At 71.9% G+C, this 12,223-nt stretch carries 13 protein-coding genes; 2 read left to right on the top strand and 11 right to left on the bottom strand.

The genetic code is table 11. The annotated features are described in order from the left end of the window. Window positions 1-5 precede the first annotated feature (5 nt). The 5 genes from OG207_RS12290 to OG207_RS12310 all read right to left on the bottom strand — a co-directional run bounded on the left by OG207_RS12290 (window position 6) and on the right by OG207_RS12310 (window position 5,498). On the bottom strand, window positions 6-692 hold the full coding sequence (locus tag OG207_RS12290) for a response regulator (protein WP_329098557.1): 687 nt from the start codon (window positions 690-692) through the stop codon (window positions 6-8). Next, window positions 689-3,376: a sensor histidine kinase KdpD gene (locus OG207_RS12295; RefSeq protein WP_329098560.1), complete on the bottom strand. Its 2,688-nt coding sequence runs from the start codon at window positions 3,374-3,376 to the stop codon at window positions 689-691. Before OG207_RS12295 ends, OG207_RS12290 begins: the two co-directional genes overlap by 4 nt. A gap of 214 nt (window positions 3,377-3,590) precedes the next feature. Continuing rightward, window positions 3,591-4,367 (bottom strand): DUF3710 domain-containing protein, encoded by a 777-nt coding sequence (locus OG207_RS12300; protein ID WP_329098562.1) that lies wholly within the window; start codon window positions 4,365-4,367, stop codon window positions 3,591-3,593. Between the two features lies 1 nt (window position 4,368). Next, on the bottom strand, window positions 4,369-4,914 hold the full coding sequence (gene dut / locus OG207_RS12305) for a dUTP diphosphatase (protein ID WP_030008773.1): 546 nt from the start codon (window positions 4,912-4,914) through the stop codon (window positions 4,369-4,371). After that, window positions 4,914-5,498: a PaaI family thioesterase gene (locus tag OG207_RS12310; RefSeq protein ID WP_329098564.1), complete on the bottom strand. Its 585-nt coding sequence runs from the start codon at window positions 5,496-5,498 to the stop codon at window positions 4,914-4,916. Before OG207_RS12310 ends, dut begins: the two co-directional genes overlap by 1 nt. A gap of 58 nt (window positions 5,499-5,556) precedes the next feature. On the opposite strand from OG207_RS12310, the gene OG207_RS12315 reads away from it, so the two are divergent. After that, window positions 5,557-6,021: a DUF3093 domain-containing protein gene (locus OG207_RS12315; RefSeq protein ID WP_328788375.1), complete on the top strand. Its 465-nt coding sequence runs from the start codon at window positions 5,557-5,559 to the stop codon at window positions 6,019-6,021. A gap of 53 nt (window positions 6,022-6,074) precedes the next feature. Here the strand turns inward: OG207_RS12315 and OG207_RS12320 are convergent, their stop codons facing one another. The 4 genes from OG207_RS12320 to OG207_RS12335 all read right to left on the bottom strand — a co-directional run bounded on the left by OG207_RS12320 (window position 6,075) and on the right by OG207_RS12335 (window position 9,610). Continuing rightward, window positions 6,075-7,016: a hypothetical protein gene (locus tag OG207_RS12320; RefSeq protein ID WP_329098566.1), complete on the bottom strand. Its 942-nt coding sequence runs from the start codon at window positions 7,014-7,016 to the stop codon at window positions 6,075-6,077. Window positions 7,017-7,028: 12 nt separating this feature from the next. Then, a complete protein-coding gene (locus tag OG207_RS12325) occupies window positions 7,029-7,325 on the bottom strand; it encodes a DUF4193 domain-containing protein (protein ID WP_030008769.1) in 297 nt (98 codons plus the stop codon). Window positions 7,326-7,706: 381 nt separating this feature from the next. Then, window positions 7,707-8,951, bottom strand: a complete 1,245-nt coding sequence (locus tag OG207_RS12330) for a sensor histidine kinase (RefSeq protein ID WP_329098568.1) — start codon at window positions 8,949-8,951, stop codon at window positions 7,707-7,709. A gap of 5 nt (window positions 8,952-8,956) precedes the next feature. Beyond that, window positions 8,957-9,610, bottom strand: coding sequence for a response regulator transcription factor (locus OG207_RS12335; protein WP_329098570.1), 654 nt, complete (start codon window positions 9,608-9,610; stop codon window positions 8,957-8,959). Window positions 9,611-9,855: 245 nt separating this feature from the next. Here OG207_RS12335 and OG207_RS12340 point away from each other — a divergent pair, with 245 nt between their 5' ends. Further along, a complete protein-coding gene (locus OG207_RS12340) occupies window positions 9,856-10,035 on the top strand; it encodes a hypothetical protein (RefSeq protein ID WP_030008766.1) in 180 nt (59 codons plus the stop codon). A gap of 188 nt (window positions 10,036-10,223) precedes the next feature. On the opposite strand, the gene OG207_RS12345 is transcribed toward OG207_RS12340, so the two are convergent. Both OG207_RS12345 and OG207_RS12350 read right to left on the bottom strand, forming a co-directional pair. After that, window positions 10,224-11,027, bottom strand: coding sequence for an inositol monophosphatase family protein (locus tag OG207_RS12345; protein ID WP_402695325.1), 804 nt, complete (start codon window positions 11,025-11,027; stop codon window positions 10,224-10,226). An 11-nt stretch (window positions 11,028-11,038) separates the two neighbouring features. After that, complete coding sequence (locus tag OG207_RS12350; protein ID WP_329098571.1) at window positions 11,039-12,193, bottom strand: ferrochelatase; 1,155 nt, start codon at window positions 12,191-12,193, stop codon at window positions 11,039-11,041. Between the last annotated feature and the right edge of the window lie 30 nt (window positions 12,194-12,223).

Genomic DNA, 12,223 nt, shown 5'->3' on the forward strand with positions numbered 1-12,223 from the left:
GCCCACTACCGCTCGAAGCGGTATCCCATGCCCGGCTCGGTGATGAAGTGCCGCGGATGCGAGGGGTCCGCCTCCAGTTTGCGCCGGAGTTGGGCCATGTAGACCCGCAGGTAATTCGTCTCGGTGCCGTACGAGGGCCCCCAGACCTCCTGGAGCAGCTGCTTCTGGCTGACCAGCTTGCCGCGGTTGCGGACCAGGACCTCCAGCAGGTGCCACTCGGTGGGCGTCAGCCGTACGTCGCGGCCCCCGCGCACGGCCTTCTTGGCGGCCAGGTCCACCGTGAAGCCGTCCGTCTCCACGATCACCTCGTCCTCGACGGAGCCCGCGGACGGCTCGGCCCGGCGGACGGCGGCGCGCAGCCGCGCCAACAGCTCGTCCATGCCGAAGGGCTTGGTGACGTAGTCGTCGGCGCCCGCGTCCAGGGCCTCGACCTTCTCGTCGGAGCTGTGCCGGGCGGAGAGGACCAGGATCGGTACCCGGGTCCAGCCACGCAGGCCCTTGATCACCTCGACCCCGTCCATGTCGGGCAATCCGAGGTCGAGCACGACCACGTCGGGGTGGCGGGCGGCCGCGAGCTCCAGTGCGCTCGCGCCGTCGGCCGCGGCGTCGACCTCGTACCTGCGCGCCTTCAGGTTGATCACAAGCGCTCGGACGATCTGCGGCTCGTCTTCCACCACGAGCACCCGGGTCATTGAGGTCCTGCCTTCTGTCGCGTCAACCGATCACGGTCGTGATCAAGTTCGTTCTGTTCGTTCTGTTCCATGGGGTCCGCCGTCGCACCCGCCCCGGCGTAGGCGTCGGCGTAGGCGTCGGCGTCGGCGTCGGCATCCTCGCCCGCGCCCGCGCCCACCGTGGCACGCTCCGGTGCCCGGCCGCCGCCCACCGCGCGCAATGTGAGCACCATGGTCAGCCCGCCCCCGGGAGTGTCCTCGGCCGACAGGGTCCCGTCCATGGCTTCGGCGAAGCCGCGGGCGACGGCGAGCCCGAGGCCCACGCCGGCCCCGCGCGGGGCGTCCCCGTACCTCTGGAAGGGGGCGAAGATCCGGTCCTTGGCCTCGTCGGGCACGCCCCGCCCGCGGTCGACGACGCGGACCTCGACCCGGTCGCCGAGGCAGCTGGCCGCCACCAGGACGGGCTCCCCCGCCGGGCTGTACTTGACGGCGTTCTCCACCACGTTGGCCACGGTCCGCTCCAGCAGCCCCGGGTCCACCGCCACCATCGGCAGTACCTCGGGCACGTCCAGCAGCACGCTGTCCTCCGGTACGCCGCCCAGCGCCATCGGGACCACCTCGTCGAGGTCGATCTCGCGGATCAGCGGGGTGACGGTGCCGGTCTGCAGCCGGGACATGTCGAGCAGGTTGCCGACCAGGTGGTCGAGGCGGTCAGCACCGTCCTCGATGCCTTCGAGGAGCTCGGCCCGGTCCTCCTCGCTCCACTCCACGTCAGCGGAGCGCAGGGAGCTCACGGAGGCCTTGATGGAGGCCAGCGGCGTACGGAGGTCATGGCTGACGGCGGCCAGCAGCGCGGTGCGGATCCGGTTGCCCTCGGCCATCCGGCGCGCCTCCTCGGCCTCGCCGACCAGCCGCTGGCGGTCCAGGACCACGGCGGCCTGCGCTGCGAAGGCACCGAGCACCCTGCGGTCCTCGGCGGGCAGCACCCGGCCGGACAGGGCCAGTGCCATGTGGTCCCCGATGGGCATGTCCACGTCGGCGTCCTCGGGCCGGGCGACGGGGCCGGGGCCGACGCTGCCGGCCGGTTTCCAGGGCTCCACGTCGTTCGCCCGCTCCAGCAGGGCCACGGACTCCATGGCGAAGGTCTCGCGCACCCGCTCCAGCAGCGCGTCCAGGGCGTCCTCGCCGCGCAGCACGCTGCCGGCGAGGAAGGAGAGGATCTCGGACTCGGCGCGCAGCCGGGCCGCCTGGTGGGTGCGGCGGGCGGCGAGGTCCACGACCGAGGCCACGGAGACGGCGACCCCGAAGAAGACGGCGATGGCGACGATGTTCTTGGGGTCGGAGACCGTGAAGCGGTGCAGCGGCGGCGCGAAGAAGTAGTTCAGCAGCAGCGAGCCGAGGGCGGCGGAGGCCAGGGCCGGCCAAAGCCCGCCGAGCAGTGCGGCCGCCACCGTCAGCGACAGGAAGAGCAGCATGTCGTTGGCGAGGCCGAGGTCCGCGTCGACGTGCGTGAGCAGCAGGCACAGCGGTACTGGCAGGACCGTCCCCACCACCCAGCCGGCGATGATCCGGGGCCGCCCCAACCGGGCCGCCGAGGGCACCACGGGCAGGCCGCGCCCCTTGGCGACGTGCTCGTGCGTGACGATGTGCACGTCGAGGTCGGGCCCCGAGTCGCGGGCGACGCTCGCACCGACCCCGGGGCCGAAGACGTACTGCCACGAACGGCGGCGGCTGGAGCCGAGCACGATCTGGGTGGCGTTGACCCCGCGGGCGAAGGCGAGCAGGGCGTCGGGGATGTTGTCGCCGATCACATGGTGAAACGTTCCTCCCAGGTCTTCGACCAGGGTCCGCTGGACCGCGAGCTCCTTCGGCGAGGCGGCGGTCAGCCCGTCGCTGCGGGCGATGTAGACGGCCAGGATCTCGCTGCCCGAGCCCTTGGCGGCCATCCGCGAGGCGCGCCGGATCAGCGTGCGCCCCTCCGGCCCGCCGGTGAGCCCGACGACGATCCGCTCCCGCGCCTGCCACGTCGAGTGGATGTCGTGCTCGCCCCGGTACTGCTGGAGGTACTCGTCCGCCCGGTCGGCCACCCACAGCAGCGCCAGTTCGCGCAGTGCGGTGAGGTTGCCCGGCCGGAAGTAGTTCGACAGGGCCGCGTCGACCTTCTCAGGCTTGTATATGTTCCCGTGGGCCATCCGCCGGCGCAGGGCCTGCGGGGACATGTCGACCAGTTCGACCTGGTCGGCCCGGCGGACCACCTCGTCCGGCACGGTCTCCCGTTGCCGCACCCCGGTGATCGACTCGACCACGTCCCCGAGCGACTCCAGGTGCTGGATGTTCACGGTGGACACGACGTCGATGCCAGCCCGCAGCAGCTCCTCCACGTCCTGCCAGCGCTTGGCGTTGCGCGAGCCGGGCACGTTGGTGTGCGCAAGCTCGTCCACCAGCGCTATGGCGGGCCGGCGGGCGAGGAGCGCGTCCACGTCCATCTCGGTGAAGGCGGCGCCCCGGTAGCCGAGGGGCTTGCGCTCGACCTGTTCGAGGCCGTGGAGCATGACCTCCGTCCGCGGCCGGCCGTGGTGCTCGACGAAGCCGACGACGCAGTCCGCGCCCCGCTCCACCCGGCGATGGCCCTCGGAGAGCATCGCGTAGGTCTTGCCCACACCGGGTGCCGCGCCGAGGTAGATCCTGAGCTTGCCGCGTCCCATGCGCCCCATTCTCCGGGACCTCCACGCCGCACACGCACCGATCGGCGCCCCGGCGCCGATCCCTGACGGATCCCTGACGCGGGGTGCGGGGCCCCCGACTTCCGGGGGTCGCGCGGACAAGCCGGTGGGCCCCGCTCCCGAAGGAGCGGGGCCCACCGGCCGAAATGCACGACGAGCCCCCCTGTGCGCGGGGGCCGTCCGAGGTCGTCCGAGGTCAGCGGACCTCGGTGATCTCCGGGCCGCGTTCGAGCTGCCCCATGCCGCCGCCGAAGCGGGAGCCTTCCTGGTCGTCCGTCTGCACACCGTCCGGCACCATCTGGGCGTCGTTCGGCAGCTTCAGGACGATCGGGTCGCGCGGAGCCATCGGGCCGTCACCGCGGACGACGACGGTGTCCCGGAAGATCTGCTCCAGCACGCCCGCCGACTCGGGGCGCACCGCGCCCTGGCCGGAGATGACGCCGCGCAGGAACCAGCGCGGGCCGTCGACGCCGACGAAGCGGACCAGCTGGGCGCCGGTCTGCCCGTCCGGGAGCGGTACGGGCACCTGGGCGCGCAGCTCCCAGCCCAGCGAGCCCTGGGCCTCGTCGATGATGCCGCCCTGCTGGGTGATGCCCGCGGCGATCTCCTCGCGGACCTCGCCCCAGATGCCCTCCTTCTTGGGCGCGGCGAAGGCCTGCAGCTGCACGGCACTGTCGCCCAGGACCACGGTCGCGGCCACGATCGCGTCCCCGGCGACCTCGACGCGCAGCTCCATGCCCTCGATGCCGGGTACGAGGATGCCGCCCAGGTCGACCCGGCCGTCGGCCGGGTTCCCGAGCACCTCGGAGACGTCCCAGGGGCCGTCGGGCCGCGGGGCCGGCGGCAGGTTCACCCGACGCGGGGCGGCGCTCTCCTGCTCGCCCGTGTCGTCCTGCTCGGCGACGCCGTCTACGACCTGCTCGGCCGCGCCGCCGTCATGGGCGGAGTCGTTCTTCTTGCGACGTCCGAACACGTCACTGTCCTTCCCGGTCGGTTACGACCGAAGCGTAGCCATTCCCACCCTGCTGACCAGCCCCGGATCCGGCCACGGCCGCATGCCCGCCGGTGGAGCCGAAGCCCCCCTCGGCCCGGGCCGAGCCGGGAAGTTCCGCCACCTCGTGGAAGCGCACCTTCTCGACCCGCTGGACAACCAGCTGGGCGATGCGGTCGAAACGCTCGAACCGGACGCTCTCGCGAGGGTCGAGATTGACCACGATCACCTTGATCTCCCCACGGTACCCGGCATCCACCGTCCCCGGGGCATTCACGAGCGCGAGCCCGCAGCGTGCGGCCAGGCCGGACCGCGGGTGCACGAACGCCGCGTACCCGTCGGGCAGGGCGATCGAGACGCCGGTGGGCAGTACGGCGCGCTCGCCGGGTTCCAGCTCGGCGGCCTCGGTGGTGACGAGGTCGCAGCCGGCGTCGCCGGGGTGCCCGTATGCCGGAATCGGCACCTCCGGGTCGACGCGACGGATCAGTACGTCGACCGGCCGGTGGGAATCGTGGTTGCTCTGGGACATCAGGGGTTCACCTCAAAGGCGCGTGCGCGCCTGACCTGGTCCGGGTCGGCCATCGCCGCCTGGATCTCCTCGGGCCGTCCGTTGTCGATGAAGTGGTCGACCTTCACCTCGATGAAGAGGGCGTCGGCACGAACGGCGACCGGGCCCTGCGGTCCGCCTATCCGACCCACGGCCGTGCAGTAGATCTTCCGTCCGGCGACGGCGGTGACCTCGGCCTCCAGGTACAGCACGGTGTCCACCGGCACGGGCCGCACGAAGTCGGTCTCCAGCCGCCCCGTCACCGCGATGACGCGCAGCAGCCAGTTCAGGGAACCGAGCGTCTCGTCGAGCGCGGTGGCGAGCACCCCGCCGTGGGCGAGACCGGGTGCGCCCTGGTGCGCGGGCTTGACGGTGAACTCGGCGGTGACGCGCACGCCCTCGCCCGCACGGGCCTCCAGGTGGAGTCCGTGGGGTTGGCCCTCGCCGCAGCCGAAACAGTGCTCGTAGTGCGCACCGAGGAGGTCGCCGGGCGCGGGCGCCTCGGGGTGCCTGACCGGCGCGGCGGCGTCGGCCGGGGGCGTCAGCGCTGTGTTTCGTCCACTCACAGCCGCAGACCTTACCCGCGCGGCTACCCACCGGTCGCCTCGTGGCAGGCTTGACCACATGCAGCTCTCCACCGCGCACCACGACGAACGTCTGACCGCCCCCCGTTCCTGGTGGGGCATCGCCGTACTGCTCGGCCTCGCGTGCGCACTGATGCTGCTGCCGCTGGGCACGATGCCGCTGCTGGCCGGTCTGGTCGGGGGCACCGCGCTGGCCGGGCTGGTGGTGAGCTCGTACGGCTCGGCGCGCGTGCGCGTGGTGGGCGGTGCGCTGGCGGCCGGCGACGCGCGGATCCCGGTGACGGCCCTGGGCGAGCCCGAGATCCTGGACGCCGAGGAGTCGCGCGCCTGGCGCACGTACAAGGCGGACACCCGCGCCTTCATGCTGATGCGCAGCTACGTGCCGACCGCGGTCCGCATCGAGGTCACCGACCCGACCGACCCGACCCCGTACGTGTACGTCTCCACCCGTGAGCCGCAGGCCCTGGTGGCGGCCCTGCTCGCCGCCCGTACCCAGGCGGCCTGACCGGCCGGTGGGGCCGGTGGTGCGGCCGGGGCGGACCGCCCCGGCGGAGGGCCTCAGCCGTGCACGGAGGGATCCGCGGCCTCCAGCGCGATCCTGGTGGCCTCGGGAAGGGGCCCTGCGGGCCGTTCCAGGGGCGGCAGGGAGCTCAGGGTGTCCCAGTCCACGGCCCGCCGCCGCAGGTCACCACGGACCTTCTCGGCGAGTTTGCGGGTGTCCCGGCGGTTCATGACCGCGCCGACGGCGGCGCCCACCATGAACGGCATGAGGTTCGGCAGGCTGCGGAACATCCGCTTCATGATCTGCTGGCGCAGTTCGCGCTTCATCTGCCCGCCGAGCGCCGCGTTCAGCGTGGTCGGCTTGGTCAGGTCGACCCCGCGCTCCTCCGTCCAGGCGGTCAGGTAGGCGAGGCTGCGCTCCGTGAGGCCGCCGTGCGGTCGCCGGCCGTAGACCTCGTGGAGTTCGGCGATGAGCTTGAGCTCGATGGCCGCGACCGCGGTGATCTCGGCCGCCAGTTCCGCCGGCATCGCGGGCGGCACGGGCAACATGGCCGCGGCGCCGATTCCCGCACCCACGGTCGAGGTGGCGGCGCAGGCGCCGGACACCAGCTTTTCGGCGAGCTGCTCGGGGCCGAGGCCCGGGAACTGCGCGCGCAGCGTCGCGAGGTCCCGAACCGGAACGCGCGGGGCGTTCTCGATGATCCGGTCGGTGACGTACTGGGTGGCGCCCTTGACGCCTTCGCCGCCCTTGCGCACGCCGTTCTTGACGGCCTGGACGGCTTGCGTCCGACGAGCCCCGGAGCCGTGCCGGGACCCCTCGTCGGGATCGGTTTGCGACGGCACCGCCGGGGCGGTGTCGTACGGCCCGGCGATCGCCGCACTGGCGGAGCCGCCGGAAGCCCCAGGAGCCGTTTCCGGATCCATGGGTGCCACCTGCGTCTCCGCCGGATCACCAGATTTCCGGAAGCGGCGCTTCCGGAAGGGTGTGGAGCCAGCCACGACCGACGCCTATCAGTCGCAGTCGCGACAGATCGGCTGGCCGTTCTTCTCACGTGCCAACTGGCTGCGGTGGTGCACCAGGAAGCAGCTCATGCAGGTGAACTCATCGGCCTGCTTGGGCAGGACCCGGACGGCCAGCTCCTCGTTGGAGAGGTCCGCACCGGGAAGCTCCATGCTCTCGACAGAGTCGAATTCGTCCATGTCCGCGGACGAAGTCGACTTCTCGTTGCGCCGGGCCTTCAGCTCTTCGATGCTGTCGTTGTCGACGTCATCGTCGGTCTTGCGCGGGGTGTCGTAGTCCGTTGCCATTGTTCGCTCTCCCCCTCTGGGTGTTAGCGGTGTCTCAGCGCACGTAACGCACGAGAGGCCGGACTTGTGCCCGACCTGAGGCGGAGATTTTGCCTCACATCAAGGTCTGTTACTCAATCGACACCCAGCCGCCCGCCCGAAGGACGATTGGCTGGGATGACGAGCGGGACCGTACACGGTCCGGGGGCCGTCTTGCACAAACGCCACCCCGTGTATTTCCCGCCATCCGAGGGGCCGGAAACCCGGACTTCCCGGGCTTTCCGGCCGCGGCGGGGTCACTGAACGCACATGGACAGACACCGGCCACTGTGATCGATCACACAGGACCGATTGTTTTCACAGGGCAGGTATTCAGCCAAAAGCGAACACGGGGTCGGGGTCTCACAAAGGAAGAGTGACACGCATCACGAGGCCACCGCCCTCCCGCGGCATCGCTTGGATCCTGCCGCCGTGTGCGCGCGCCACGGAGCGCGCGATCGACAGGCCCAGCCCGACACCCTTGTCACTGCCCGTGCGCTCCGTACGCAGCCGCCTGAAGGGCTCGAAGAGGTTGTCCACCTCGTACGCGGGAACAACGGGACCCGTGTTCGATACCAGGAGGACCGCCTGATCGTGCTGGGCCTCGGTGACCACCTCCACCCAGCCGTCCTCCGGCACGTTGTACCGGACGGCGTTCTGCACCAGGTTGAGCGCGATCCGCTCCAGCAGCACCCCGTTGCCCTGCACCACGGCCGGTGCGCGCTCGCCGCGGATCTCCACGCCCTTCGTCTCGGCCTCGCCGCGCACCTGGTCGACGGCGCGCGAGGCGACCTCCGCCAGGTCCACCGGCTTGCGCTCGACGATCTGGTTCTCGCTGCGGGCCAGCAGCAGCAGGCCCTCGACCAGCTGCTCGCTGCGCTCGTTGGTGGCCAGCAGGGTCTTCCCGAGCTGCTGGAGCTCGACCGGGGCCCCGGGATCGGAGAGGTGGACCTCCAGCAGCGTCCGGTTGATCGCGAGCGGGGTCCGCAGCTCGTGCGAGGCGTTCGCGACGAACCGCTGCTGGGCCGTGAAGGCCCGCTCCAGCCGGTCGAGCATCTCGTCGAAGGTGTCGGCGAGCTCCTTGAGCTCGTCGTCCGGCCCGTCCAGCTCGATCCGTCGGGTCAGGTCGGAGCCGACCACCCGGCGCGCGGTCCGGGTGATCTTGCCGAGCGGGGAGAGCACCCGGCCGGCCATCGCGTAGCCGAAGGCGAAGGCGATGATGCTCAGGCCCAGCAGGGCCATGAGCGACCGGCTCAGCAGGTCGTCCAGGGCGTGCCGGCGCTGCTCGAGGACGCACTGGTTGACCGCCGCGTTGAACTGCTCGGGCTCCAGCGGGCCTCCCATGACACCCGGGCAGTTGGTACTGGAGACCTTGACCTGGCCGCCGACGATCTGGAACGGCAGCGCATTGCCCTGCCGCAGCGCCTGCGCCGCCAGTAGGTAGATGATCGACAGCAACAAGATGCCGGCGATCAGGAACATCCCGCCGTACAGCAGCGTGAGCCGTATCCGGATGGTCGGCCGCAGCCACGGGAAGGGACCCTCGGGCTGGCCGGGGTCCCATGTCGGTTTCGGTGGCGCCGCCGGTGGCGCCGGGGTGGTCGCCATGCGCATCAGATCCGGTATCCGGAGCCGGGCACGGTCACGATGACGGGCGGCTCACCCAGCTTGCGGCGCAGGGTCATCACGGTCACCCGGACGACGTTGGTGAAGGGGTCGGTGTTCTCGTCCCAGGCCTTCTCCAGCAGCTGCTCGGCGGAGACGACGGTCCCCTCGCTGCGCATGAGCACCTCCAGCACCGCGAACTCCTTCGGTGCCAGCTGGACCTCCTTGCCCTCGCGGAACACTTCCCTCCGGTTCGGGTCCAGCTTGATGCCGGCCCGCTCCAGTACGGGCGGCAGCGCGACCGTGGTGCGCCGCCCGAGCGCCCGTACGCGGGCGGTCAGCTCGGTGAAGGCGAAGGGCTTGGGCAGGTAGTCGTCCGCACCGAGCTCCAGCCCCTGCACCCGGTCGCTGACGTCGCCGGAGGCGGTGAGCATCAGCACGCGGGTGGGCATGCCGAGCTCGACGATCTTCCGGCACACGTCGTCACCGTGCACGAGCGGGAGGTCCCGGTCGAGCACGACCACGTCGTAGTCGTTCACGCCGACCCGCTCCAGGGCGGCGGCGCCGTCGTACACGACGTCCACGGCCATGGCCTCCCGGCGTAGTCCGGTGGCCACCGCATCGGCGAGCAGTTGCTCGTCCTCGACGACGAGTACGCGCACGTCGTTTCCTTCCTCCGAGCCCAGAAGGGCACACGTGTATTGCGTCGCCCATCCTGCCCGTTTCGGCCATAAACCGGCTGTAAGGCGGCTCGTGGAGGGGCTGACGGGGCGCAAGTGAGGATTCCCTGGCCCCGTGAGGTTTCTGGGCCCGGGGCGCAGGGGAGGACGAGATCACACCCCATCCACTCCCTGACGGCGGAGAGCCACGTTCCGCCGCCGACCCACGAAGAGGGGGCGAACCCATCATGGACGCATTCACCGCGGGTCTCCTGCAGCGCATCAGGACCACGCAGTCGGACCTCAGGCACGCCCGCGAGACGGGCGACGACTTCCTCGCGGAAGTGGAACTGGCGGAGCTGGAGGACCTCCAGCGCCTGGCCGCCGAACACGGTGTCCCGGTCTCGGCCGCCGTGCCCGCCTGCTGATCCCCCGATCGGCCGGCCCGCCCTTCCCGCACGACTCCGCACGACCCCTGCACGCATCCTGCTTCCGCACGGCCTCTGCAAGATCCCTGCACGACCCTTGCGCGACTCCTGCAAGACCTCTGCACGACGTGGACCCCGGACGCCCGAGCGGGCATCCGGGGTCCACGTGCTTTCAGTCGTGCGTGCTTTCAGTCGTGCCAGGCTCCGGACTCCTCCAGCAGCGGCTGCAGCGAGGCGAACACGGCCGGCGTGGCGGCCAGGGTCAGCTCGCCCGAGGCCGGCTCGCCCGGACGGCCCCCGGTCAGGGCCCCGGCCTCGCGGGCGATCAGGTCACCGGCGGCCAGGTCCCACGGGTTCAGTCCCCGCTCGTAGTACCCGTCCAGCCGCCCGGCGGCCACGTCGCACAGGTCCAGCGCCGCCGACCCGCCCCGCCGGACGTCCCGCACCAGCGGGATGATCCGCGCCGCGACCTCGGCCTGGTGGGCCCGCCTGGTCTGGACGTACGCGAAGCCGGTCCCGAGCAGCGCCTGGTCCAGCGGCGCCGCCGACCGGCAGGCGAGGCGCGTCGTCCCCAACCACGCCCCGCCGCCGAGCACCGCGTGGTAGGTCTCCCCGCGCATCGGGGCCGCCACCACGCCCACCACGCTCTCGCCGCCGTACTCGGCCGCGATGGACACGCCCCAGCTCGGGAGCCCGTAGAGGTAGTTCACGGTGCCGTCCAGTGGATCGACGATCCAGCGCACCCCGCTCGTTCCCGGGGCGTCCGCGCCCTCTTCGCCCAGCAGCCCGTCCTCGGGACGCCGCTCGGCGAGGATGCCGGTGATCAGCTTCTCCGCCGCGATGTCCATCTCGGTCACCACGTCGATCGGGCTGGTCTTCGTCGCCGCCACCGCCAGATCGGCCGGTCGGCCGTCGCGCAGCAGGGCCCCGGCCCGCCGGGCGGCCTCCAGGCCCACTTCCAGCAGTTCGGCCTTCAGCTCGTCAGAGATCACGGTCCCACTCCCTACGCGTACGGACTGTCCACGCCCGCGGCCGCCGGCCGGGGGCCCCGCGCCGGGCAGCAGCCCACCGCGCACAGGTCATGACTCTGGCCCAGCGTGCCGACCCAGCACTCCGCGGCCGGCTCCCCGCGCTCCTTGGCGGCCCGCTCCAGCACCAGCTCCCGGACGGCACCGGCGAAGCGCGGATCGGCGCCGACGGTCGCGGACCGCCGCACGGGCAGGCCCAGCTCGGCCGCCTTCGCGGTGGCCTCGGTGTCCAGGTCGTAGAGGACTTCCATGTGGTCGGAGACGAAGCCGATGGGCACCATGACGACGGCGGGCGCCCCGGCCGCGTGCAGGGCCTCCAGGTGGTCGCAGATGTCCGGCTCCAGCCACGGGATGTGCGGGGCGCCGCTGCGGGACTGGTAGACGAGCTCCCAGGGGTGCGCGACCCCGGTCCGGGCGGCCACCTCGTCCGCGATCACCCGGGCGACGTCGAGGTGCTGCTTGACGTACGCCCCGCCCTGGCCGTCCTCGGTGTGGTCCTCGACCGGACCGGAGGTGTCCGCGGCGGCGGTCGGGATGGAGTGGGTGGTGAAGGCGAGGCGCGCGCCGGAGCGCACCTCCGCGGGCAGGGCGGCGAGCGAGGCCACCACCCCGTCGATCATGGGCTCCACGAAGCCGGGGTGGTTGAAGTAGTGGCGCAGCTTGTCGACCCGCGGCAGCTCCACGCCCTCCTCGGCGAGGGCGGCCAGCGCGTCGGCGAGGTTCTCGCGGTACTGGCGGCAGCCCGAGTACGAGGCGTACGCGCTGGTCGCGAGCACCGCGATGCGGCGGCGCCCGTCGGCGGCCATCTCCCGCAGCACGTCGGTCAGGTACGGGGCCCAGTTGCGGTTGCCCCAGTAGACCGGCAGGTCCAGGCCGTGCCCGGCGAAGTCCCCCCGCAGCGCGTCCAACAGCTCGCGGTTCTGCCCGTTGATCGGGCTGACCCCGCCGAATCCGAAGTAGTGCTGCCCGACCTCCTTGAGCCGCTCGCGCGGGATGCCCCGCCCGCGCGTGACGTTCTCCAGGAAGGGCACCACGTCGTCGGGTCCCTCGGGGCCGCCGAAGGACAGCAGCAAGAGGGCGTCGTAAGGGGCGGCGGAGCCGCCGTCGGGGGCACGGAGCTGGTCTGACATGCCTCGAATCCTGCCACCCCGACGTCCTCG

The organism is Streptomyces sp. NBC_01439 (assembly GCF_036227605.1).
Taxonomy (GTDB): Bacteria; Actinomycetota; Actinomycetes; order Streptomycetales; family Streptomycetaceae; genus Streptomyces.